This is a genomic window from Morganella sp. HSTU-ASny43, assembly GCF_022819185.1.
Taxonomy (GTDB): Bacteria; Pseudomonadota; Gammaproteobacteria; order Enterobacterales; family Enterobacteriaceae; genus Morganella; species Morganella morganii.
Genome location: NZ_WSPG01000017.1, coordinates 15,028 through 38,421, shown reverse-complemented (window position 1 = coordinate 38,421; position 23,394 = coordinate 15,028). Strand labels below are relative to the sequence as shown.

The window sequence follows — 23,394 nt, the reverse complement described above, 5'->3', positions numbered from 1 at the left end:
ATTAAGAGGAAACAGGAATGAAAGAGTTTTTGATTGCTCCGTCCATTTTATCTGCTGACTTTGCCCGTCTGGGGGAAGACACCGCGAAAGTTCTCGCCGCAGGCGGCGATGTGGTTCACTTCGACGTGATGGATAACCATTATGTCCCGAACCTGACTATCGGGCCGATGGTGTGCAAGGCGCTGCGTGATTACGGTATTACCGCGCCGATTGATGTGCATCTGATGGTGAAACCGGTGGACAGCATTGTGCCGGACTTCGCCAAAGCGGGAGCAACCTACATTTCATTCCACGCGGAAGCGAGCGAGCACGTTGATCGCACCATTCAGCTTATCCGCGAATGCGGCTGTAAACCGGGCCTGGTATTCAACCCGGCCACGCCGCTCAGTTACCTCGATTATGTGATTGATAAACTGGATTTGATCCTGCTGATGTCGGTAAACCCGGGCTTCGGTGGTCAGTCCTTTATTCCGGAAACACTGAAAAAAGTGGAAGAAGTCCGCCGCCGCATTGATGCCAGCGGCCGTGATATCCGCCTGGAAGTCGATGGCGGAATTAAGACTGAAAATATCGCGGCAGTGGCGCAGGCCGGTGCGGATATGTTTGTGGCCGGCTCTGCGATTTTCGGCAAACCGGATTACAAAGCCGTGATTGATGATATGCGTAAAGAATTAACAAAGGTTTCAGCATGACAGACAAAACAGCAGTACAGCAATTCACAGGGATTAAAGCCGTTGCATTTGACCTGGACGGCACACTGACTGACAGTATTCAGGGACTGGCGGAAGCGACTGATCGCGCACTGGAAGCACTGGGCTACCGGAAAGCGGGCCGGGAAATGGCCTCTGTCTGGGTCGGTAACGGCGTTGATATGTTACTGGAACGTGCCCTGACTCATGCAACCGGTGAAAAACCTGATGCTGCACTGCACGCGAAATGCCGTCAGCTGTTTGATGATTTTTATGCTGAGACCGTTAAAACCGGCAGTCCGGCATTTCCGCATGTGGCAGAAACCTTACAGGTGATGGCAGACGCAGGGCTGGATCTGGCGATCGTGACCAACAAACCGTCTCAGTTTATTCCGTCGCTGCTGGCTGAAACCGGTCTGGATAAATTTTTCTCTGTCGTGCTCGGCGGGGATGATGTGAAAAATAAGAAGCCGCATCCGGCTCCGCTCTACCTGACGCTGGGTGAGTTCGGGCTGCGTAAGGAAGAGATGCTGTTTGTCGGGGACTCCCGCAATGACATCCTGGCGGCACGGGCAGCGGAATGTCCCTGTGTCGGCATGACCTACGGCTACAACTACGGTATTCCGATTGCTGACAGCAATCCGGATTGCGTACTGTCCGACTTTGCGGGTCTGCTGCCTGCACTCGGGCTGCCTCCGTTAACTCATCAGGAAGGATAATCATGAGCGGAACTAACACCAAAGCACACAAACCCGTTGTATTCAGCGGCGCACAGCCTTCCGGCGAACTGACCATCGGTAACTACATGGGCGCACTGCGCCAGTGGGTAAAAATGCAGGATGATTTTGACTGCATTTACTGCATCGTTGACCAGCACGCGATCACTGTCCGTCAGGATCCGGCGGAGCTGCGCAAACGCACACTGGATACACTGTCGCTTTATATGGCCTGTGGTCTGGAACCGGCAAAAAATACGCTGTTTGTTCAGTCCCATGTGCCGCAGCATGCACAACTGGGCTGGGCACTGAACTGCTACACCTATTTCGGCGAACTGAGCCGCATGACACAGTTTAAAGATAAATCTGCCCGTCATGCCGAAAACATCAACGCCGGTCTGTTTGACTATCCGGTGCTGATGGCCGCAGATATCCTGCTGTATCAGACTAACCAGGTGCCGGTCGGTATCGACCAGAAACAGCATCTGGAGCTGAGCCGTGATATCGCGCAGCGCTTCAACGCCATTTACGGTGATGTGTTTGTGGTGCCGGATCCGTTTATCCCGGCTGGCGGCTCCCGTGTGATGGCGTTACAGGATCCGACGAAAAAAATGTCGAAATCCGATGATAACCGTAACAACCTGATCGCCCTGCTGGAAGATCCGAAAGCGGCAGCGAAGAAAATCAAACGCGCGGTGACAGACTCTGAAGAGCCGCCACGCGTGATTTATGATTTGGAAAATAAACCGGGTGTTTCCAACCTGCTGGATATTCTCTCTGGTGTGACCGGCAAACCGGTTGCTGCGCTGGAAGCTGAATTTGAAGGCCAGATGTACGGTCACCTGAAAGGTGCGGTGGCGGATGCGGTTTCCGGCATGCTGACAGAGTTACAGACCCGTTATCACGAAATCCGTAACGATGATGTGTTACTGAACCGTGTAATGAAAGAGGGTGCTGAGAAAGCCTCTGCCCGTGCACAGGTCACGCTGGATAAAGTACACGACGCGATTGGTTTTGTACGTCGTCCGCTGTAATTACATGATATAAAAATAAAAATAGCGCCTTTCGGCGCTTTTTTTATCTCTGTCGTTACAGCCAGCCTTTCTCTTTTCGTGAACGGCATACCGGGCATAATGTCTGTCCCGGCTGCCAGCTCATAAAAGGCAGATGGCAGCTGCTGCAATGAGCATCAAAATAAGCATAGCGGACCGGCTGACTGTTTTTTTCTGCCTGCGGTATGACATCGATCGCTTTCGGGAAACAGACGTCACGGCAGCTCATGCAGCCGCTGCATTTTGTCTTATCCACGGTAAACTGATTATCCGCAATAGTGATAGCCCCTTCCTGACACACTGCCGCGCAGGCGGTACATAAAATACAGTTTTCCGTATCCGGGCGCACATCAAACCAGCTGTCATCCGGCCAGAGTTTTTTTCGCTCATTCAGACCGGTTCTGGCACGGCCGGTATTCAGCCCGCTACTGATGGTTTTCTGCCGGAACAGCGCAAAACGTTTTCCGGTATCCACCGGCGGCGGCGGGATGATAGTCAACTGCCAGATTGGTTCGCCGAGGGCTTTCAGGCGCAGATTGAGCGCTGCCAGTACCGGCAGCCAGTTATCAACTTCCGGCTCTGCTATCTGCATCCCGCGGATATGGTACTGCCGGTGCCAGACCAGCAGTTCTTCCGCGCTGGCCGGGGTTTCTTTCTTCTCAATCACCAGTTGCCCGTTATTGTTGTAGTTGCGTTCGCGGACAGGGATGTGTTCAATAGCATCAGACGGGCAGACAAACAGGCAGTTTCCGCACTGAAAACAGCGGTCATTATCAATTTTGACGTCGAGATAGCCGAATGTGACCGCATCTGCCGGGCAGCAGGCGGCGCAGTTATCACACTGACTGTTTTTGAGTTTCTTCCTGACACAGTGATCATTCACTGACGGCGGTGTGGTTTTTTCGCCGTTTATCAGGTAGTTGAGTGCGCTGCGTCTGATAACGTTAACTCCTTTTCCTGATCATAATATTGAGCTGGTCACTATTTTCCCATGAGCGGATGCCGTCTGCCACTGACGGGATCAATAATCTGCTTTTCACGCACTCATTTTTTGATGCAAAACAACCCGGCTGAATCGTAAAACCGTAAAATAACTATAGGTTAATAACTGCAGGTTATTGTATTACAAATGATTTATTGCGAATGGTTACCAGTCGCAATCTGACAATAAGCCGTTATCCGGCAACAACAATAATAATAACGATTACAAAATCAATTAAGCGAGCAATGTATATGACAAAGATGAAAGAAACGGCGTTGTTCACTGCGCCGCTGACGCGACGCGGGTTTGTCAAAGCCTCCGGTGCGGCCGGCGGTCTGGCAGTTGCAGCGGGCGGGTTATCCCTCCCGTTCAGCCATGCGGCGTCTGCCGCTGAAACTACCCCGGCACCTGCGGCGGCTTCTGATGAGAAAGTGGTCTGGAGTGCCTGTACGGTTAACTGCGGCAGCCGCTGTCCGTTACGGATGCATGTGGTTGACGGCGAAATCAGATATGTTGAAACCGACAATACCGGTGATGATGTCTACGAAGATCTGCATCAGGTACGCGCCTGCCTGCGCGGCCGTTCCATGCGCCGCCGGGTGTACAACCCGGATCGCCTGAAATACCCGATGAAACGTGTGGGTAAACGCGGTGAGAACAAATTCGAGCGTATCACCTGGGAAGAGGCGTTTGATACTATCGCCGGTACCATGAAACGCCTGATCCGCGATTACGGCAACGAATCTATCTATCTTAACTACGGCACCGGCACCCTCGGCGGCACCATGACCAAATCCTGGCCGCCGGGAGCAACACTGATTGCCCGTCTGATGAACTGCTGCGGCGGTTATCTGAATCACTACGGTGACTACAGTACCGCGCAGATTGCAGCCGGTCTGAATTACACCTACGGCGGCTGGGCGGACGGTAACAGCCCGTCAGATATTGAAAACAGCAAGCTGGTGGTTTTGTTCGGTAACAACCCGGGCGAAACCCGCATGAGCGGCGGCGGTGTGACCTATTATGTTGAGCAGGCACGCGAAAAATCAAATGCCCGCATGATTATCATCGATCCGCGTTATACCGATACCGGTGCAGGGCGCGAGGATGAATGGATCCCGATCCGTCCGGGTACGGATGCCGCACTGGTCAGCGCGCTGGCGTATGTGATGATCAAAGAAGACCTGGTGGATAAGCCGTTCCTTGACAAATATTGTGTCGGTTATGACGAAACCACCATGCCTGCCGGTGCACCGGCCAACGGCCACTATAAAGCGTATATTTTAGGTGAAGGGCCGGACGGCGTGGCGAAAACCCCGGAGTGGGCAGCCAAAATCACCGGTATTCCGGCGGCGCGGATTGTGAAACTGGCGCGGGAAATCGGTACTGCCAAACCGGCGTATATCACTCAGGGCTGGGGCCCGCAGCGCCGCTCAAACGGCGAAACCGCATCCCGTGCCATTGCCATGCTCTCTATTCTGACCGGTAACGTAGGGATTAACGGCGGTAACACCGGTGCGCGTGAAGGCTCTTACGCAATCCCGTTTGTCCGTATGCCGACCCTGACCAACCCGGTGAAAACCAGTATCTCCATGTTTATGTGGACAGATGCCATTCTGCGCGGCGAAGAGATGACTGCCACCCGCGATGGTGTGCGCGGTAAAGACAAACTGGATGTGCCGATCAAAATGGTCTGGAACTATGCCGGTAACTGTCTGGTGAACCAGCACTCCGAAATCAACCGCACTCATGACATCCTTCAGGATGAGAGCAAGTGTGAGATGATTGTGGTGATCGATAACCACCTGACCTCTTCCGCCAAATATGCGGATATCCTGCTGCCGGACTGTACCGCTTCCGAACAGATGGATTTCTGCATGGATGCCTCCGCCGGTAACATGGGGTATGTGATTTTTGCCGATCAGGCGATCGAACCGCGCTTTGAAAGCCGCAATATCTATGACATGACCAGCGAAATCGCCAAACGGATGGGAGTCGGTGATCAGTTTACCGAAGGCCGTACCCAGGAAGAGTGGCTGCGTCACCTGTATGAGCAGTCCCGCGCTGCACTGCCGGAACTGCCGGAGTTTGATGAATTCCGCAAGCAGGGTATTTTCAAAAAACGAGACCCGCAGGGACACCATGTGGCATACCGCGATTTCCGCAGCGACCCGCAGGCAAACCCGCTGACCACGCCGTCAGGTAAAATCGAGATCTATTCCGCGCAGCTGGCGGAACTCCGTGATACCTGGGAACTGAACGAAGGGGATGAAATCCATCCGCTGCCGGTTTATTCCGCAGGCTTTGAGCATGCCGGTGATCCGCTTCAGGAAAAATACCCGTTACAGATGACCGGTTTCCACTACAAATCCCGGACGCACTCCACTTACGGCAACGTTGATGTGCTGAAAGCCGCCTGTCCGCAGGAACTGTGGATTAACCCTGTTGATGCCGCGAAACGCGGGATTGCGCACGGCGATAATGTGAAGGTCTTCAACGATCGCGGGGAAGTGCGCGTCAATGTGAAAGTCACACCGCGTATTCTGCCGGGCGTTGTCGGTCTGGGTGAAGGTGCATGGTACAGCCCGGACGGTGATCGCATCGATCACGCGGGCAGCATTAACGTGTTAACCACTCAGCGCCCGTCGCCGCTGGCGAAAGGGAATCCGTCCCATTCCAACCTGGTTGAAGTCGTTAAGGCCTGAGGAAGCGATTTATGTCAACGCAATATGGTTTCTACATTGATTCAAGTCGCTGCACCGGCTGCAAAACCTGCGAGCTGGCCTGTAAAGACTTTAAAAACTTATCTCCGGAAGTGAATTTCCGCCGTATCTATGAATATGCGGGCGGCGACTGGACAGAGCAGGATGGTGTGTATCAGCAGAATGTGTTTGCTTACTATCTCTCTATCTCCTGTAACCACTGTGATGATCCGGCCTGTGCCAAAGTCTGCCCGAGCGGTGCAATGCACAAGCGGGAAGACGGCTTTGTGGTGGTGAATGAGGAAGTGTGTATCGGTTGCCGTTACTGTCATATGGCGTGCCCGTACGGTGCACCGCAGTTTGATGAAGTCAAAGGCCACATGACCAAATGTGACGGCTGCTATGAGCGCGTTGCGGAAGGTAAAAAGCCGATTTGTGTTGAATCCTGTCCGCTGCGGGCACTGGATATGGGGCCGATTGAGGAGCTGCGGGCCAAATACGGCACACTGGCGGAAATCGCGCCGCTGCCGTCTGCGGAATACACACATCCGAATATCGTTTTAAAACTGAATGCCAACAGCCGTCCTGTCGGGGATACCACAGGCCATCTGGCGAACCCGGAGGAGGTATAACATGGGATCGGGAATTCATGAATGGCCGCTGATGTTTTTTACCACCATCGGGCAGAGTGTGGCAGGGGCATTTATTGTGATGGCGGCAGTGCTGCTGTCCGGAAAACTGTCACCGGAACTGAACCGTAAAGTGCATTACAGCATGTTCGGCCTGTGGGTGCTGATGGGCGTGGGTTTCCTGCTCTCCATGATGCACATGGGCACGCCGCTGCGTGCGTTTAATGCGTTTAACCGCCTCGGCAGTTCATCGCTCAGTAATGAAATTGCGGCCGGTTCGGTCTTCTTCGCTGCCGGTGGTTTTTACTGGCTGCTGGCGGTACTGAACAAAATGCCGGCGGCGCTCGGTAAGCTCTGGCTGCTGGTGGTAATGGTTCTCGCGGTGGTCTTTATTTACGCCATTCCGCAGGTTTACCAGATTGCCACGGTGCCGACCTGGTATACCCCGTACACCACGGTTCACTTTGTGCTGACAGCTCTGCTGGGCGGGCCGGTACTGGCTGCTCTGCTGCTGCGGATTGCCGGGTTTGACCTGCGCTGCATCAGCTGGCTGCCGCTGGTGGGTATCGTTGCGTTGGTGGCGAGTGCGGTCGCAGTGACGTCACAGGCGTTTGATCTGGCCTTTATCCGCAGTTCCGTACAGAGCGCTTCCGCGCTGGTACCGGAATTCGGCCTGTATATGGGCTGGCGTCTGGTTCTGCTGGCGCTGGGTCTGACCTGCTGGATCCTGCCGCTGGTGAAACGGACAAATCCGCCGGTGATTATGATGCTGATTGGTTTTGTTCTGGTGTTATCCGGGGAAATTATCGGCCGCGGTATTTTCTACGGACTGCACATGACAGCCGGTATGGCCTATCTGTCCTGATACAATCAGCGCGTATCCTGTTACTGTTTTCCGGACGGAAATCGTGGCAGGATACGCGGATATTTTATTGTGAGAGTCCTGAGTTATGAGTGAGCAAGCTGTCAGTGATGTTGCCTTAACGGCCCGTATTCTCGGGGCGGCATTTTACTACCCGCCGTCAGAAATCGTACAGATAACGGAACTGCTCTCTTCCGGGGAGTGGGTGGCGGAATGGCCGTACGGTAATGATGCGCAAAAGCAGGCCGCCGCACAGAAACTGGGTCTGACTGTCACCGGTGAGGAAACTTTAGCGCAGGCCTATCAGCGGCTGTTTATCGGCCCGCAGGCACTGCCCGCATCGCCGTGGGGCTCTGTCTGGCTGGATAAAGAACAGGTGCTGTTCGGGGATTCCACTGTTGCCCTGCGTGAGTGGATGCGTGCACATCAGGTGGATATTGTGCTGTCGCAGAATGAGCCGGAAGATCACATCGGCCTGTTACTGATGATGGCGGCCTGGACGGCGGAAAATCGTCCGGATGCCCTGAATTCACTGCTGGCGGAACACCTTCTGCCGTGGGCACGCTTTTATCTGGCGCGGATGCAGGAAAAATGCGGCAGCCCGTTCTATGAAGGATTATCTGCTCTGACGGCTCTGACTCTCAGAGGCTGGCAGGATGCACTGCTGGTGATCCCGGCAGAGAAAACCATTTTCGCCTGAGATATCACACTATCAGATCAAAAAGCCCTTCCGGTGCAGACCGGAAGGGCTTTTTTTACGGCGGATGTTACTGGCCGAGGTCAAATTCATTAATTTTTGCGAGCATCTCCGGGTCATTGCGGTACTTTTCACGCAAGACTTTTTGCTGCTCTTTGGCCGGAGGACAGGTTTCATCCAGTGCTTTTTTGATATCTTTTTTCTGATCTGCCGGCAGGGACACATCCCATTCACCGGCAAAATGGATGCAGTTTTCTGCATTATCCGTAAAGATTTCCAGCTCATCCGCACTGTTCTGATCTGCCGCGGCGGCGGGCAGTGAAAGCGCTGCCAGGCTCAGCAGCATTATCAGGTATTTCATCCGTGTCTCCTGTTTAAAAGGTCGTCTGTGTGTGCTGCGGGGTCAGCAGCGGTCATCGTGAAACGAGTATGATAATCACACATTCCGGAACGGGTTTAAAGCAGGGAGAACCCGGGATTACATATTCTTACACGGCTGCGGCGGAGCCGAATAACCGGCGGTTAAAATCCTCGATTTTACCGGTCATCAGACGGCGCTGCATGGTCAGTGTCCAGCTGGCGGAAAGTCCGGATGCCTGTAACAGATAACGGTATTCTGTTTCATCAAACGGCAGATGAAAAGCGATGGCAGCGGCTTCCCTGACAGACACCGCGCTGGTGCGGGTCAGCAGTTTCAGCGGCTGATCACTGCTGACATCCCCTTTCCCGACGACACGGTACAGCCAGCCGGTACGGCCGCAATCCTGCATCACCTGTGCAAAATCAGACACATCTGTCAGCGGATTCAGTTTGTAGCACGGTGAGCGCGGCTGGGTGACCTGAATCACGGCGCTGCCCCACTGATAAATATCCCCGATGAATACGGTTTCTTCTGTCATACCGAGGGTGGATATATTTTCCCCGAAGAACGGCGCGACAAAGCGATCCTCAATCTCCGGATACATCATTTTCCAGTAGTCGTAGTGTTCGCGGGGATAGTGACACAACGCACGGTCAGGGCCGCCGTGAAAGGCTTTTTCCGCCTGCTCGTCACCGGCGAGTCCGGTGGCACTGAGGGCAATCACGCCTTCGGTCTGACGCTTTTCAATTGCGCTGCGCCCGCAGCGGGCTGTATCCCTGACGGGACCGGTGAAAACTAAAGGTGTGTATGCCATGCCGCCTCCGTATTGAGTGAGACGGATATCATAATCGAAAGCGGGAAAGAAGAATATGTGCGGACAGCGTCCGCACATATTTCAGGACTTATTTTGCAGAAGCGAAACGCGCTGCTGCCTCATCCCAGTTCACCACAGACCAGAATGCTTTGATGTAATCCGGACGGCGGTTCTGGAACTTCAGATAATAGGCGTGTTCCCACACATCCAGACCGATGATCGGATAACCGGAAGTACCGGAAATCGCTTCACCCATCAGCGGGCTGTCCTGGTTGGCGGTTGAAACCACAGCCAGTTTGCCGTCTTTCAGCACCAGCCAAGCCCAGCCGGAACCGAAACGGGTTGCGGCGGCTTTTTCAAACTCAGCCTGAAACGCCTCAACGCTGCCGAAATCGCGCTCAATCGCTGCTTTCAGGTCGCCCTGTAATGTGGTGCCGGTTTTCAGGCCTTTCCAGAACATGCTGTGGTTGGAATGACCACCGGCGTTGTTGCGGATAAAGGTACGTTTGTCCGCCGGGAATTTATCGAGCTGTGCGATCAGATCGTCGATATCCAGATTTGCCATCTCAGGGAAGGCTTCCAGCGCGGTGTTGGTGTTATTCACATACGTCTGATGATGTTTGGTATGGTGAATTTCCATTGTCATTTTATCGAAATGCGGTTCTAACGCATCATAAGCGTACGGTAATGCAGGTAATACATAGCTCATAATTATAACTCCAGTAATTGACCGAACCGCTCACACCGTGTGTGAACAGGCAGACATTATAATGAAACAGATGATAATGAAAACGATTATCAGATCTGTGCGATCTGTGCGGATTCTTTTTATTTGTTAGTTTACTGTCTTATTTTAGTTAAATATTTTAGTTGGCGCTTCTCATCTGATGTCATGTGCTGTTTTTTATGTAACAGGTGATTTTTTATATCGCCGGTGGTTTTCGCATCAAATGATAACGCTGTGAATACCCCCTTTTTCAATCCGTGATCTTTAGCGCAAAAAAGAAACAAAGGCGGAAAGGTAACTTTATTTAACGTGATTTTGACATAGCATTAACAATTGAAAGGAGATGCATCATGACAAAAATAACGAAATATCCTGTACCCGAAGCAATTGCAGAAAACGCGCTAATCAATCATCAGCAGTATCTGGACGAGTATCAGCGGTCTGTTGAGGATCCCGACAGCTACTGGCGTGAGAAAGGTCAGATTGTAGACTGGATAAAGCCCTATACGCGGGTGAAAAACACCTCTTTTGATCCGGGCCATGTCAGTATTAAGTGGTTTGAGGACGGCACACTGAATCTCAGTGCCAACTGTCTTGACCGGCATCTGGCGGAGCGTGGTGATAAACCGGCGGTGATCTGGGAAGGTGACAGCCCGGATGAGTCCCGCACACTCACTTACCGTGAACTGCATCATGATGTCTGCCAGTTTGCCAATGTCCTGAAACAGCAGGGGATCCGCAAAGGTGATGTGGTTGCGATTTATATGCCGATGGTACCGGAAGCGATGGTTGCCATGCTGGCCTGTGCCCGTATCGGTGCGGTGCACTCGGTGATTTTTGCCGGGTTCTCACCGGAGGCGGTGTCCGGCCGTGTTATTGATTCCGGGGCAAAAATGGTGATTACGGCAGATGAAGGTCTGCGCGCCGGGCGCACTATCCCGCTGAAGAAAAATGTGGATGACGGCCTGAAAAACCCGGGCGTGACCACCGTCAGCAGTGTGATTGTTTTCCGCCGCACCGGCAATCCGGTGGAGTGGCAGGAAGGGCGTGATATCTGGTGGCATGACGCTGTCAGCGGTGTCAGTGCGGACTGCCCGCCGCAGGAGATGAATGCGGAAGATCCGCTGTTTATCCTCTATACCTCCGGCTCAACCGGCAAGCCGAAAGGCGTGCTGCACACCACCGGCGGTTACCTGGTTTATGCCACTCTGACATTTAAATATATCTTTGATTATCATGGTGATGAAGTGTTCTGGTGTACAGCGGATGTCGGCTGGGTAACCGGACACACCTACCTGGTTTACGGCCCGCTCTCCAACGGGGCCATCACGCTGATGTTTGAAGGCGTACCGAACCATCCGAAGGTCAACCGGATGTGCCAGATTGTCGACAAACATCAGGTCAATATCCTGTATACCGCACCGACCGCTATCCGCGCCCTGATGGCTGAAGGCCTCAGTGCGATTGAAGACACCTCCCGCAAATCACTGCGCATTATGGGATCAGTCGGCGAGCCGATTAACCCGGAAGCCTGGGAGTGGTATTACAAAACTATCGGTGACAGCCGCTGCCCGATTGTCGATACCTGGTGGCAGACCGAAACCGGTGCCTGCATGATAGGTGCGATGCCGGGGGCGATTGAACTGAAACCGGGCTCCGCGACCGTCCCGTTCTTTGGTGTTCAGCCTGCGCTGGTGGATAACCAGGGTGAAATTCTGGACGGCGAAACCGAGGGGAATCTGGTGATCCTCGACTCCTGGCCGGGCCAGGCCCGTACTCTGTTCGGTGATCATGAACGTTTTGAACAGACCTATTTTTCCGCCTTTAAAGGTATGTATTTTGCCGGGGACGGTACCCGCCGTGATGAAGACGGCTATTACTGGATCACCGGGCGGGTGGATGATGTGCTGAATATCTCCGGGCACCGCCTCGGTACCGCCGAAGTGGAATCCGCACTGGTTTCACACCCGAAAATTGCCGAAGCGGCCGTGGTCGGGATCCCGCACAGTATCAAAGGGCAGGCTATTTATGCCTATGTCACACTCAATCACGGCGAGGAGCCGACACCAGAGCTGTATGCGGAAGTGAGGAACTGGGTCCGTAAAGAAATCGGCCCGATTGCCACCCCGGATATTCTGCACTGGACCGACTCTCTGCCGAAAACGCGATCCGGTAAAATTATGCGCCGTATCCTCCGTAAAATCGCCGCCGGTGATACCGGTAATCTGGGTGATGTATCAACACTGGCCGACCCGGGTGTGGTCGAAAAACTGCTCGAAGAAAAGCAGGCCATCAAAATGAACTAGCACGCTAACCTCAGTCAGTGCCGTGTTACGCGGCACTGACACTCCGGATAACAAAAACAGAGGAGTATCCTCAATGAGCGCATCCATTTATCAGCAGGTGGAGAATGACCCTCGCTTTCAGGAACTGGTCAGAAAGCGCAGTCGGTTCTCATGGACATTGTCCGCTATCACACTTGTGCTGTATGTCAGCTTTATTATTCTGATTGCATTTGATCCGCAATGGCTGGGCACGCCACTCGGCGAAGGTCTGACGATTACCCGCGGGATCCCTGTCGGCGTCGGGCTGATTGTCAGTGCGTTTGTCCTGACCGGTATTTATACCATCCGTGCAAACGGGGAATTTGACCGTCTGACCGCCGAAATCATCAGCGGGGTGAAACAATGAAAACGCGCCTTTCTGCTCTTCTGTTATCCCTGCTGTTTCCGCTGGTCAGTCATGCGGATGCCATCAGCGGGCCGGTGGAGCGCCAGCCGGTAAACTATCAGGCCATTATTATGTTCCTGGTTTTTGTCGGCCTGACACTGTACATCACTTACTGGGCGGCAAAACGGACACGTTCCCGCGCAGAGTATTACACCGCCGGGGGAAAAATTACCGGGTTTCAGAACGGGCTGGCGATCGCCGGTGACTTTATGTCTGCCGCCTCCTTCCTCGGGATCTCCGCACTGGTTTACACCTCCGGTTATGACGGCCTGATCTACTCCATCGGTTTCCTGATCGGCTGGCCGGTGATCCTGTTCCTGATTGCGGAACGTCTGCGTAACCTCGGGCGCTACACCTTTGCGGATGTGGTTTCTTACCGTCTGAAAGCCAGGCCGATTCGTGTGCTGTCTGCCAGCGGTTCGCTGGTGGTGGTGGCGCTGTATCTGATAGCGCAGATGGTCGGGGCCGGTAAGCTGATTGAGCTGTTATTCGGGCTCAACTATATCGTGGCGGTTGTGCTGGTCGGCATCCTGATGGTGTTTTATGTCCTGTTCGGCGGCATGCTGGCAACGACCTGGGTGCAGATTATCAAAGCGGTTCTGTTACTCGCCGGTGCCAGCTTTATGGCACTGATGGTGATGAAAGCTGTAGATTTCAACTTTAACACCCTGTTTAAAGACGCGGTTGCGGTACATAAAAACGGATTGGCGATTATGAGCCCGGGCGGCCTGGTATCAGATCCGATCTCCGCATTATCGCTGGGGCTGGCGCTGATGTTCGGTACCGCCGGGCTACCGCATATTATCATGCGTTTCTTCACGGTCAGTGATGCCAAAGAAGCGCGTAAGAGTGTGTTCTATGCCACCGGATTCATTGGTTACTTCTATATCCTGACCTTTATTATCGGCTTCGGCGCTATTTTGTTGGTCAGCCCGAACCCGGTATTTAAAGATGCGGCGGGGGCACTGATCGGCGGCACCAACATGGCGGCGGTGCATCTGGCGGATGCGGTCGGTGGTAATCTGTTCCTCGGCTTTATTTCTGCCGTGGCATTCGCGACCATTCTGGCGGTGGTTGCCGGTCTGACCCTGGCGGGCGCTTCTGCGGTTTCCCATGACCTGTACGCCTGTGCTATCAAAGACGGCAAAGCCAATGAGCGGGATGAATTAAAAGTCTCCAAAGTGACGGTGATTATTCTCGGGATTGTCGCTATCGGGCTGGGTGTGCTGTTTGAAAAACAAAACATCGCCTTTATGGTGGGACTGGCTTTCTCTATTGCGGCGAGCTGTAACTTCCCGATCATTCTTCTCTCGATGTACTGGAAACGCCTGACCACACGCGGTGCACTGGCCGGAGGCTGGCTGGGATTATTAACCGCTGTGATCCTGATGATCCTGGGACCGACTATCTGGGTCAATATTCTCGGGCACGAAAAAGCGATTTATCCGTATGAATATCCGGCACTTTTCTCAATGTTTGCTGCCTTTATTGCGGCCTGGCTGGTGTCTGTGACGGATAACTCTGCACAGGGTCAGGAAGAACGCAGCCGCTTTGAGGCGCAGTTTATCCGCTCTCAGATAGGCATCGGAATCGAGCAGGGCAAATCTCACTGACAGACGTCACAGCGCGGTCTCCGTTCCGGAGGCCGCGTTTTTCTTTCTCTCCGGCACTTGTTTTATCAGGTTGTTAATGGTTTACTGCAATCCGCTTGTTTATGTTATTTAAAAGTTAATTTATGCGTCTGTTTTCTTCTGTTTTACTGATTGTGCTGATTGCTCTGGCACCGGCGGTGTTATCCGGCGGACCGGGGGCGGAGTACAATGTGAAAATTACGGTGATGGGCACATTATTGCTGCTGGCGAATGTGTATCTCTGCCGCTATACCGCGGGCAAAATAGTTGTTGGCCTGCTGACCATTTTGTGGGGGCTGAATTTATCTGCCTCTGCGCTTTTCCGCCGCGAGGCGGGCGCTGAATATCTGACGAACCTTCCTGAGCTGCTCCATCAGGGCTATCCGTTATCAGCCGGTGATTTCCTGTCTGAAAACAGTGGTATCGTACTGTTTTTTATCGTGGTTTCTGTGGCGTATTTCGCGGTGGTTCACCTGCTGAGCCGTGCGTTGCCGCGCCGTGCTATCCGTAATGCCGGTATCTCGCTGTTATTACTCTCGTTTATTCTGCCCGTTGAATATTACGCGATGGAAAAAGATAAAACGCCGGGGCTGACGGTGTATGACCACTACCTGCTGGGTACGCCGCTCTATAATCTTGCCACAGTACCGATGGCATGGCGGGGATGCACCGGTATCAGCTGAACAGCAGCAGCCGTCCGGGAGATCCGGACGGCTGCTGTATCAGTCAAACTGCAGAATAAATTGTGTGTTTGCTTCCAGCCTGCCGGGTTTAACGGAATCGCCATAGCGGTAATATTCAGCAACAAGCGGAACACGTGTTTTTCCGTCCTGTAAGTCCGCGATTTTAACAAACTCCTGATTAACCAGTACGGCATCATTATTCATCGGTGATGTGACAACAAAACCGACACCGGACGCATTATTATTACCTTCATCATCAGGAACGATAACGGACTTTTTTCCGTTATAATTTTCTGTTTTAGCCGCCATTAATTTCATATGGGCAGACAGATCGCCGTTACATGAAATAAATAAATTATCTTCAGCTTTATAATTACCGTCCGGAAATCCTTTGGACGAAAAGGCATTGACCGGTGCCCGGGGTAATTTAAATTCCAGGTCAGAATTTTCCAGCGAACATGATGATGGCGCGCTTTCAATCTTGCCTTTCAGTCTGTAACTGTATCCTACCGCTGTTGTGCCGCCGCCGGGGTTATATGCCTGAATTAAGACAGTACCAATATATGCTCCGCCGGTTAAAGAAAGCGTATCCGGATTATCTTTTGCGGCATAAATAATAACTGTTAAGTCAAGCGGCAGGAGCGGACCTGCCGGAACCGGAATATTACTTCCCGGCTGGTTTTGAAAATGCATACCGGTTCTGTTATCGATCAGAACATAAACAAAATTCCGATCTCCGCCCGGATAAATATGATATGCAGGATAGCCGTCAATATCACCATAATGCTTGGCGACAATACCACTGCCTTCACTGTAGCTGGTATAGCCGTGAATACCGGCATCCGGTCCGCAGTCTGCCACGCCGCCGATACCGCCTTCACGGACAAATGTGAAGCGGCCGACTTCCTGATTCTGCTTTATACTGCCGGTAAGACGCAGATTGATGGTTGACGTCATTGTGGAATGGTTCTGATTTCCGCCTCTGATACAGTCCTCGAGTGCATAAGCATGGCCGGCCGTACCTAATCCGCCTGCGGTAATTATCAGAGATAATATCAGATGTCTGGTTTTTTTTATCAGGTGACAGTATTTCATCAAATCTCCCGCTGACAATTCAGCTTTGTAATATATATTCCGTTCGTGGGTAAAGTGCCGGTAATGTCATACCGGATAATGCATTGCTGCATATTTCCGTCCTGCTTCCAGGTCACGCGGATATCACCTTTTTCTTTATCCGCAATGAAATAGAGCGTATTAAAATTAGATACCAGGTATTCAGTATCACCACCCATCGTTGCTTTTGCGCCTAACGGTATTTCTTTATTATCAGGTGTTTTCAGTGTGATCAGCAGTTTGTAGCCTTTCTTCACATTGAAATCGGCCAGAATCAGCGCGCCTTTTGTCGGAACAATATCGTTAATAATATTATTTTCGATCTCGGTATCACCGGGGATGGTCTGAGTATCAATCACAATATTATTTTTCCGGTATGGCGTCATACCGGAAACAACAGCAAGGCCAGAATTATTTGTCTGAGCAGACTGACCGTTAATGATACCCACACCGGCAGTATCTTTGGTCAGTACCAGTGCATTGGTATTCTGCAATGCGGGAGCGGTAACTACGCCATATTGTGTGGCCAGCAATGAACCATTCATACCATAGCTGAGATTTTTATTATTTTTACTGTATGAATAACCGGCATTAACAGACGCATATTGTGAGCGATAGGAACTACTCAGACCGCCTGAATTCCCGGTGCCTTTATTACCCTGACTCTGATAAATATCCCAGCTGCCTTGTTGGTTCTCACCATAATTCCCGCTGAGCCCGGCAGTCTGTAACGTCTGATGATCGACATCGGAAGAAATATTATAATTTGCCCAGATGGTATTATCTTTAATATTGAGCGGAATATTAAGGTTCATACTGACATTATAGGTATTATTTTTACCATTATCAGTTCTTGTGCCCTGATAATAATTATAATATATACCGTAGTTCATTTTGTTAAATGAGCTGTTGAACCCGGCATTATAGGATTTTTGTCTTTTACCGGATGTATATTCATAAATAACAGTCGACAGATTAAGCGATGAATTGCCGGAAAAAACAGGCTGATTCAGTGATAAAGTGTATTCATTTTTAAGTTTATTATGGTCGTTCCGGTTTTCATCATATGACATTGCATCCTCGAAACGATAAAATTTAGCATCAAAGTGACGGTAACCCACCAGGGATACGCTGGTATTTGTTGCTTCTATTCTCTTCGAGTAGTTAACGCGAAACGCATTCCCGGCAGAGGCTTTATCGTGATTAAGAGTTGCTTTTGCATGCAGGATATCGGCTGTGATTGCACCAAAAGCACCAAAGTTAAATGCAGCACCGATACCGCCGGATTGATAATCTTTGGCAACAAATGCTCCGCCGAAAACGGTGACAAAATCGGTCAGGCCATAAAATATTTCTGCCTGATTGATTTTCTTTCCGTTACCTTTGTTATTGCTGTCATAGGTTCCGCCGGAAATGCTGTAACGCATATTTCCTTTCTTTTCCAGTGTGGAAATTGAAGAGAAAGGAACGATGAAATTTTTCTCACTACCATCAGTTTCTTTAACATTAACATACAGGTTTCCGCCATTACTCATCGGGTAATATTCGGTGAGATTAAACGGACCGGCAGGAACACTTTGTCTCAGGATAATTTCACCATTCTGAACAACAGTGACAACGGCTTCTGAATTTGCCATGCCGGAAATTGACGGAACATAGTTTGTTTTACTGACCGGATCCATGGTTCTGTCTGTTGTCAGACGAATACCACGAAATTTAACAGAATCAAATAACTGTGATGATGAATACAGATTACCGACAGTAAACTCACTTTTCAGTGAATTTATGTTTCTCGATAAGGTATTACTGATATTTTTCCATTTGTTTTTATTATTGTCATCATTCATCCAGGTGGAATAATTCTGATAACGCCATGCACCCAGATTGACTCTGGTCTGGATATTTCCATAATAGCTGTCTTTTGTTTCGCCATTGTGTTGACGATTTACTGCCGAAAATAAATAGTTAACAAAAAGTGCAGGGATACCATTATCCCAGTTTTCCTGCTCTAATGCTTCCAGTTTATCTTTATTAATGTATGACTGTGGTGTTGTCAGTGCATAAATCCGGGTGTTAAGGTCGAGATAGCCATGCGTATATTCAATGTCATTGATATTAAAACAGCCACCGGTATCATCATTATCTGATGACGGAAAATCGAGTCCTGTGTTTTCCCATTCTTCTCTTGAAAAACAGGGAATGAGCTTTTCATTACCAGCTTTGTTTTTTTTCAAAACAAAATCAATCTCTTTTGTGGTAATTTTATTATTGTTAATAACAAGAGTTACTTTGTATTTTCCGGGCGCATTATCATTTTCTTTGAAAACATTGACATCTTCATTAGTCAGTTGTGAGTTACTGCCGGGAATGTTAAATAAACTGGCCGGATAATAATCATCGGCCATAACGGAGAAAGATGTCCCTGCCATAAGGACAGGCATCACGGATAATGACATAAAATGGTTTTTATTATGATATTTTTTCATCATCATTATCATCTGTTATTTAGCAGAATAACTTAATTCAACGGCTTTACCGTAATCATTTATGTATGTCAGTTTTACATTTGCAGGTGCTTTAATTGCCTGCGGGACAGTTATTGTTTCCACCGATTTTGGCGATATATATCCGGAAGGTAGTTTTACTTCCTGGTTGTTGACGGTTATTTTCGAAACATTCACATAATAAGGTGTGCTGTTATTAACCGTAAGGCGGTTACCTGAAACAGACCAGTCTAACTTGTCAGCATAGGTCTCAATATCCCGGCTGTTATCGAGAGCCGCCGGGCGGTAAAGAATCTTTATTCGGTTGGTCATCGAATAGCGCAGAACGTTTTCCTGGCCTTCCTCACTCGGCGCCACAAATTTAACATTCAGCCAGTAAAGGGATTCTCTGTCAGCCGGTAATGACGCTACTTTTGTGACCTGTAATGTATTCTTTTTTTCAGCCCGTAACTTGACGAGTGGCGGCGTTGAAACAAAATCAGGGCTGACATTTCCTGCTTTATCTTCAACCCATGACTGCAAAAGATAATTTCTGCCTTTGTCGGTATTAAAGGCAACAACACCCTCGCTGTTATTTTTTTCATGATAAATAACGCGGGTTGTTTCTAAACCAAAACCGGCATAGCTTTCTGATACCAAAAGAAGTAATGCACAAGCAGAGAGAATATTTGTTTTAGTGAACATGATTAAGCCTTGGTTATTTTATTATAGTGAGGGCGCGCAGAGTATTTCATCTGCGCATAAATATTAATTATATGAGAGCGTATAATTCAGCGTTGCATCCGCCTGGCCGGCTTCAACGTCGTCAGCGGTACTGTAGTAGTATGCGGTATAACTTCCCTTCCATGATGCGCTGGAAGATACGTTATATTCCTCTGTTTTTGAGCCATCAATCACAACAGGGTCATTATTGGTATCACCATTCTCAAATATAAGGACAGCAATATTTTTAGCCGTTGTACTTGCGTTCGGGTTATCTAATTCTAACAGCTCGTTATCACCATCTTTTGGCTTACCATGTAACTGTAATTTTACTTTTCCCTGATCCGGGCAGTCTGTTAATGAAATATTCAGTTCACCGTAGCCATCTTTTCCGCCAACCATAGTGCCGGTTTCTGTAAATGCACTGGTCGGATAACGACCCATTAACACATCAACATTAGGAGAGTTAGTATCGTTAAGATCAATCGAACAGGTGGCATTATAAATAAAGCCTTTAAAGGAAATTGTACCTGTCTGATCAACTGCGGATGCACTCATAGCAGTACCGGCAAGTAATGCAGAAATTAATGATTTACCAATTAAAGATTTTTTCATCTTAAACCTTATTTAAATGAGTTTTTTATTATTCAGTGTCAGCTGAATAAAAATGAAATCGTGGTGTTTTATGCGAAACAATAATGAATAAAGGCAGAAATAATTCTGGCAATGATAAATACAATTTTCATTGTCCGGAGTGGAAGATTATTTTTTCTGCTGCTTACTGGTTGTCTGGTTTAATTTATAGATATATGAGTGTCTCTGAATAACTCACAGAATGAGTATATCGAAATAATGTATTGAGAATACCCTGCGGTGTATCTCTGTGTAATCTGATGTTTCAAACTATTGCGCTGTTAGTATTGGATTTAATCTTTTGATTTTTATGTGTATTTTTATTGTATTTATTTTATCTTATTTCTTTTTCACCGGATGTGAACAAAATGAATAGTAAGTAATGATTTAAATATCAATAGGTTGAGTAATAATAAATGAAAGAAAAACGGGGAGGAAATGCATTATTTACTTACATCTCACACGCGTATTTTTTTTAAAAAAGAACACAGGAAATGATTTTTTATCGGCCTGAATAATGATTTACATCGGAATTTGATGTGTGATTTTTTCCGGAAATGAGAGGTATTATCAGAGAGGCGGGAAATAACAGATACCGGAACAGGGGATATTGCCGGTATCTGTCAGATGTTATCTGTAAATTATAATATTATGGCGGACAGCTTTATATTGCTGCGCTCACTTCCTGATAAGCGAACAGTCCGGCGGCACCGCCGGTGTGCACAAACAGAAGTGGTGAAGTATCTTCCGGGTGTCTGCGAACCTGGTCAATCAGCCCGGCCATGGCTTTACCGGTGTAAACCGGATCCAGCAAAATACCTTCGTGACGCGCCAGCAGTTCAATGGCTTCCAGCCCGCCGGCATTCGGCATGCCGTATTCCGGGGCAAAATAGCTGTCCCACAGCACAATCGGTGCCGGTGTTTCAATATCAAACAGCTGTGCCAGTTCGTTTTGCAGTTTAACCACTTTCGGCGCCTGGTCAGCATATACCCGCGATACGGTGACACCGATAACCGGGGTCTGCGGCATCACCAGCTGTAATCCGGCAGACAGCCCGGCGTGTGTTCCGGCGCTGCCGGAGGCGACCACGACAGCACCGAATTCTGTGCCTTCCGGTGTCTGCTGCACGATTTCCATGGCGCACTCCGCATAGCCGAGGGAACCCAGCATATTGGAGCCGCCGACCGGCACGATATACGCATCACTGAGCTGCATATGGTTGATCAGTGCCTGCATCTGCGCATCCGGGTCAGTCAGGGCATCACACATCACACAGTGTGTGCCAAATAAATCCGTCAGCAGCTTGTTGCCGTTATTCAGAAAATTGGCTTCCTGACTGCCGATCGGGTTTTCCAGCAGCGCCACACATTTCAGGCCGTACATTGCCGCAACAGCCGCTGTCTGGCGGACGTGGTTGGACTGAATGGCTCCGGCAGTGACAATAAACTGTGCGCCTTTTTCCAGGGCATCCGCCATCAGGAATTCCAGTTTGCGCAGCTTGTTGCCGCCTGCCGCCAGCGGTGTCAGATCATCACGTTTGATGTAAATCTCCCGTCCCAGCAGGCGGGAGAGATTATTCAGTTTATTCAGCGGCGTGACACCGCTGAGCAGATTAAGCTTACTGAACTGCGCCAGTGTCTGTTGCAGCCGGGTTGCCCCGGCAGTGTTTACAGAAGAAGACATATCATTTCCTTATTGAATTCGCAGTCATACTCAGTAGGTGAATCCTAACCAGAGATAGACGGCCAGCGCAAAACTCGCGGTTAATACCGCATACGGCATCTGGGTACGGATATGCTCAATATGGTCACAGTCTGTCGCCATCGATGCCACGATCGCATCACTGGAGATAGGGGAGGTCATATCACCAAAGATAGACCCGGCGATAGCCGCACCAATCATATATTCCGGCGGCATACCGACAGACAGACCCAGCTGCACACCAATCGGGATCATGATGGCGAATGTACCCCAGGAGGTGCCGGTCGCCAGTGACATAATGGCACTGATCAGGAAGATAAAGCCGACAGAGAAGCCCGGCGCGATAACCCCTGATGTCACCTGGGCAATATAGGCACCGGTGTTAAGGTCGGAAGAGACAGAGCCCATCAGGAAGGCGAGGATCATCACCGAGCTGATTTTAATCATATTGGCATAGCCGATATAGAGCTCTTTAAAGAAGGTATCGACATTCATCACGCGGCGCGCCAGGAACCAGACAAATGACACCGCCGTCCCGAACATTACGCCCCAGTAAACCGAGGTGGAACCACTGCCTTTGCTGAACTCGCCGTCACCGGTGATATACAGCGCGACCGGCACCATCAGAATGGTGGAGAGGATCGGGATAAAGAAGTTCAGTGACGTATGACAGTTTGGATGATCAATAATGTCTTTATCATCTTCCGGCTCGTCGTGCGTTTCTTCCGGTGTACCGGTGATAACATCCGCAGAGCTGATGAGTGCCTGCGCACGCATTTCTGCTTTGCGCATCGGTCCCCAGGAGACATTACTGAAGATATAGAACAGAATGCTGGCGAGTGAGAACCAGGCCATGATGTTGTAAACCATGGAATGTGCCAGGATATCAAACGGTTCGCCGGTGATCAGCCCCTGAGAGATCTGCACACCGATAACGCCCATCATTGCCGCACCCCAGCCGTTGATCATGGCGGAAGAACAGACAGACACACAGGCGGTCTGGATGATGTAAGACATTTTCTCCGGCGGCACGCCGTATTTTTTTGCCAGCGCTTTGGTGGAAGCACCGGAAACCAGCTGGTTAATCGAGCTTTCGATAAAAATCAGGGACGTGATAATCACCGCCAGCAGCTGAACACCTTTGCGGCCTTTGATGATCTGCGTTTTGTTGGTCAGCAGGCGGACAAGCGCCCGTACACCGCCGGTCACCACGACCAGCCGCATAATCCCGCCAATCATCAGCATAAAGATGATGGTTTTGGCGTTTCCTGATGATTTAAAGACATCAATAATCCCTTCGAGGGTCGCGCGGATCCCCAGTAAGAGGTTGTGATCATGAATAACAGTAAAGCCGACAAGTATCCCGATCAGCAGTGATAAAATCACCTGACGGGTACAGATGGCCAGAATAATTGTGACGACCGGGGTAATGACCGTCCAGATACCATAGTCCTGCATACGCTTT

At 50.1% G+C, this 23,394-nt stretch carries 21 protein-coding genes; 11 read left to right on the top strand and 10 right to left on the bottom strand.

Annotated features, from left to right (window positions below; translation table 11 throughout):
* Positions 1–17 precede the first annotated feature (17 nt).
* The 3 genes from rpe to trpS are packed head-to-tail and all read left to right on the top strand — an operon-like array spanning position 18 to position 2,439.
* Positions 18–692: a ribulose-phosphate 3-epimerase gene (rpe, locus tag GN208_RS10690; RefSeq protein WP_004237900.1), complete on the top strand. Its 675-nt coding sequence runs from the start codon at positions 18–20 to the stop codon at positions 690–692.
* Positions 689–1,408: a phosphoglycolate phosphatase gene (locus GN208_RS10685; RefSeq protein ID WP_004237901.1), complete on the top strand. Its 720-nt coding sequence runs from the start codon at positions 689–691 to the stop codon at positions 1,406–1,408. Before rpe ends, GN208_RS10685 begins: the two co-directional genes overlap by 4 nt.
* 2 nt (positions 1,409–1,410) lie before the next feature.
* Positions 1,411–2,439 (top strand): tryptophan--tRNA ligase, encoded by a 1,029-nt coding sequence (gene trpS, locus GN208_RS10680; protein WP_004237902.1) that lies wholly within the window; start codon positions 1,411–1,413, stop codon positions 2,437–2,439.
* A 55-nt stretch (positions 2,440–2,494) separates the two neighbouring features.
* On the opposite strand, the gene GN208_RS10675 is transcribed toward trpS, so the two are convergent.
* Entirely contained in the window at positions 2,495–3,340 is an 846-nt protein-coding gene (locus GN208_RS10675; protein WP_015422351.1) for a 4Fe-4S binding protein, read from the bottom strand.
* A gap of 350 nt (positions 3,341–3,690) precedes the next feature.
* On the opposite strand from GN208_RS10675, the gene dmsA reads away from it, so the two are divergent.
* From dmsA to dmsD, 4 genes are all read left to right on the top strand, one after another.
* Positions 3,691–6,144, top strand: coding sequence for a dimethylsulfoxide reductase subunit A (gene dmsA / locus GN208_RS10670; RefSeq protein ID WP_015422350.1), 2,454 nt, complete (start codon positions 3,691–3,693; stop codon positions 6,142–6,144).
* 11 nt (positions 6,145–6,155) lie between these two features.
* Complete coding sequence (locus GN208_RS10665; RefSeq protein ID WP_004237907.1) at positions 6,156–6,773, top strand: DMSO/selenate family reductase complex B subunit; 618 nt, start codon at positions 6,156–6,158, stop codon at positions 6,771–6,773.
* Between the two features lies 1 nt (position 6,774).
* Positions 6,775–7,635 carry a DmsC/YnfH family molybdoenzyme membrane anchor subunit gene (locus tag GN208_RS10660; protein ID WP_004237908.1) on the top strand — a complete coding sequence of 287 codons (861 nt, stop codon included), beginning with the start codon at positions 6,775–6,777 and terminating at the stop codon, positions 7,633–7,635.
* An 85-nt stretch (positions 7,636–7,720) separates the two neighbouring features.
* Positions 7,721–8,332, top strand: a complete 612-nt coding sequence (dmsD, locus tag GN208_RS10655; protein ID WP_004237909.1) for a Tat proofreading chaperone DmsD — start codon at positions 7,721–7,723, stop codon at positions 8,330–8,332.
* Positions 8,333–8,399: 67 nt separating this feature from the next.
* Here the strand turns inward: dmsD and GN208_RS10650 are convergent, their stop codons facing one another.
* The 3 genes from GN208_RS10650 to sodA all read right to left on the bottom strand — a co-directional run bounded on the left by GN208_RS10650 (position 8,400) and on the right by sodA (position 10,213).
* Complete coding sequence (locus GN208_RS10650; RefSeq protein ID WP_004237910.1) at positions 8,400–8,690, bottom strand: hypothetical protein; 291 nt, start codon at positions 8,688–8,690, stop codon at positions 8,400–8,402.
* Between the two features lie 127 nt (positions 8,691–8,817).
* Entirely contained in the window at positions 8,818–9,504 is a 687-nt protein-coding gene (gene yiiM, locus GN208_RS10645) for a 6-hydroxyaminopurine reductase (protein WP_015422349.1), read from the bottom strand.
* Positions 9,505–9,592: 88 nt separating this feature from the next.
* Positions 9,593–10,213 (bottom strand): superoxide dismutase [Mn], encoded by a 621-nt coding sequence (gene sodA / locus GN208_RS10640; RefSeq protein ID WP_004237912.1) that lies wholly within the window; start codon positions 10,211–10,213, stop codon positions 9,593–9,595.
* Between the two features lie 368 nt (positions 10,214–10,581).
* On the opposite strand from sodA, the gene acs reads away from it, so the two are divergent.
* The 4 genes from acs to GN208_RS10620 all read left to right on the top strand — a co-directional run bounded on the left by acs (position 10,582) and on the right by GN208_RS10620 (position 15,275).
* Positions 10,582–12,537 carry an acetate--CoA ligase gene (gene acs / locus GN208_RS10635; protein ID WP_004237914.1) on the top strand — a complete coding sequence of 652 codons (1,956 nt, stop codon included), beginning with the start codon at positions 10,582–10,584 and terminating at the stop codon, positions 12,535–12,537.
* A 73-nt stretch (positions 12,538–12,610) separates the two neighbouring features.
* Positions 12,611–12,922 carry a DUF485 domain-containing protein gene (locus GN208_RS10630; protein WP_004237915.1) on the top strand — a complete coding sequence of 104 codons (312 nt, stop codon included), beginning with the start codon at positions 12,611–12,613 and terminating at the stop codon, positions 12,920–12,922.
* Entirely contained in the window at positions 12,919–14,574 is a 1,656-nt protein-coding gene (locus GN208_RS10625) for a cation acetate symporter (protein WP_004237916.1), read from the top strand. The genes GN208_RS10630 and GN208_RS10625 overlap by 4 nt, the downstream gene beginning before the upstream one ends.
* A 122-nt stretch (positions 14,575–14,696) precedes the next feature.
* Positions 14,697–15,275, top strand: a complete 579-nt coding sequence (locus GN208_RS10620; RefSeq protein ID WP_004237917.1) for a hypothetical protein — start codon at positions 14,697–14,699, stop codon at positions 15,273–15,275.
* Positions 15,276–15,314: 39 nt separating this feature from the next.
* On the opposite strand, the gene GN208_RS10615 is transcribed toward GN208_RS10620, so the two are convergent.
* The 6 genes from GN208_RS10615 to GN208_RS10590 form a co-directional block, all read right to left on the bottom strand.
* Entirely contained in the window at positions 15,315–16,232 is a 918-nt protein-coding gene (locus GN208_RS10615) for a fimbrial protein (RefSeq protein ID WP_225806397.1), read from the bottom strand.
* A gap of 137 nt (positions 16,233–16,369) precedes the next feature.
* Positions 16,370–18,880 carry a fimbria/pilus outer membrane usher protein gene (locus GN208_RS10610; RefSeq protein WP_004237919.1) on the bottom strand — a complete coding sequence of 837 codons (2,511 nt, stop codon included), beginning with the start codon at positions 18,878–18,880 and terminating at the stop codon, positions 16,370–16,372.
* Positions 18,881–18,889: 9 nt separating this feature from the next.
* A complete protein-coding gene (locus GN208_RS10605; protein ID WP_004237920.1) occupies positions 18,890–19,576 on the bottom strand; it encodes a molecular chaperone in 687 nt (228 codons plus the stop codon).
* 63 nt (positions 19,577–19,639) lie between these two features.
* Positions 19,640–20,209: a fimbrial protein gene (locus GN208_RS10600; RefSeq protein ID WP_004237921.1), complete on the bottom strand. Its 570-nt coding sequence runs from the start codon at positions 20,207–20,209 to the stop codon at positions 19,640–19,642.
* 682 nt (positions 20,210–20,891) lie between these two features.
* Entirely contained in the window at positions 20,892–21,911 is a 1,020-nt protein-coding gene (locus tag GN208_RS10595; protein ID WP_004237922.1) for a D-cysteine desulfhydrase, read from the bottom strand.
* Between the two features lie 30 nt (positions 21,912–21,941).
* Complete coding sequence (locus GN208_RS10590) at positions 21,942–23,387, bottom strand: Na+/H+ antiporter NhaC family protein (protein WP_004904626.1); 1,446 nt, start codon at positions 23,385–23,387, stop codon at positions 21,942–21,944.
* Between the last annotated feature and the right edge of the window lie 7 nt (positions 23,388–23,394).

What these genes read in the sequence shown, in the direction of transcription:
- rpe (WP_004237900.1), top strand. Translation starts at nt 18, where the DNA reads ATGAAAGAGTTTTTGATTGCTCCGTCCATTTTATCTGCTGACTTTGCC.
- GN208_RS10685 (WP_004237901.1), top strand. Translation starts at nt 689, where the DNA reads ATGACAGACAAAACAGCAGTACAGCAATTCACAGGGATTAAAGCCGTT.
- trpS (WP_004237902.1), top strand. Translation starts at nt 1,411, where the DNA reads ATGAGCGGAACTAACACCAAAGCACACAAACCCGTTGTATTCAGCGGC.
- dmsA (WP_015422350.1), top strand. Translation starts at nt 3,691, where the DNA reads ATGACAAAGATGAAAGAAACGGCGTTGTTCACTGCGCCGCTGACGCGA.
- GN208_RS10665 (WP_004237907.1), top strand. Translation starts at nt 6,156, where the DNA reads ATGTCAACGCAATATGGTTTCTACATTGATTCAAGTCGCTGCACCGGC.
- GN208_RS10660 (WP_004237908.1), top strand. Translation starts at nt 6,775, where the DNA reads ATGGGATCGGGAATTCATGAATGGCCGCTGATGTTTTTTACCACCATC.
- dmsD (WP_004237909.1), top strand. Translation starts at nt 7,721, where the DNA reads ATGAGTGAGCAAGCTGTCAGTGATGTTGCCTTAACGGCCCGTATTCTC.
- GN208_RS10650 (WP_004237910.1), bottom strand. Translation starts at nt 8,690, where the DNA reads ATGAAATACCTGATAATGCTGCTGAGCCTGGCAGCGCTTTCACTGCCC.
- yiiM (WP_015422349.1), bottom strand. Translation starts at nt 9,504, where the DNA reads ATGGCATACACACCTTTAGTTTTCACCGGTCCCGTCAGGGATACAGCC.
- sodA (WP_004237912.1), bottom strand. Translation starts at nt 10,213, where the DNA reads ATGAGCTATGTATTACCTGCATTACCGTACGCTTATGATGCGTTAGAA.
- acs (WP_004237914.1), top strand. Translation starts at nt 10,582, where the DNA reads ATGACAAAAATAACGAAATATCCTGTACCCGAAGCAATTGCAGAAAAC.
- GN208_RS10630 (WP_004237915.1), top strand. Translation starts at nt 12,611, where the DNA reads ATGAGCGCATCCATTTATCAGCAGGTGGAGAATGACCCTCGCTTTCAG.
- GN208_RS10625 (WP_004237916.1), top strand. Translation starts at nt 12,919, where the DNA reads ATGAAAACGCGCCTTTCTGCTCTTCTGTTATCCCTGCTGTTTCCGCTG.
- GN208_RS10620 (WP_004237917.1), top strand. Translation starts at nt 14,697, where the DNA reads ATGCGTCTGTTTTCTTCTGTTTTACTGATTGTGCTGATTGCTCTGGCA.
- GN208_RS10615 (WP_225806397.1), bottom strand. Translation starts at nt 16,232, where the DNA reads ATGACGTCAACCATCAATCTGCGTCTTACCGGCAGTATAAAGCAGAAT.
- GN208_RS10610 (WP_004237919.1), bottom strand. Translation starts at nt 18,880, where the DNA reads ATGATGATGAAAAAATATCATAATAAAAACCATTTTATGTCATTATCC.
- GN208_RS10605 (WP_004237920.1), bottom strand. Translation starts at nt 19,576, where the DNA reads ATGTTCACTAAAACAAATATTCTCTCTGCTTGTGCATTACTTCTTTTG.
- GN208_RS10600 (WP_004237921.1), bottom strand. Translation starts at nt 20,209, where the DNA reads ATGAAAAAATCTTTAATTGGTAAATCATTAATTTCTGCATTACTTGCC.
- GN208_RS10595 (WP_004237922.1), bottom strand. Translation starts at nt 21,911, where the DNA reads ATGTCTTCTTCTGTAAACACTGCCGGGGCAACCCGGCTGCAACAGACA.
- GN208_RS10590 (WP_004904626.1), bottom strand. Translation starts at nt 23,387, where the DNA reads ATGCAGGACTATGGTATCTGGACGGTCATTACCCCGGTCGTCACAATT.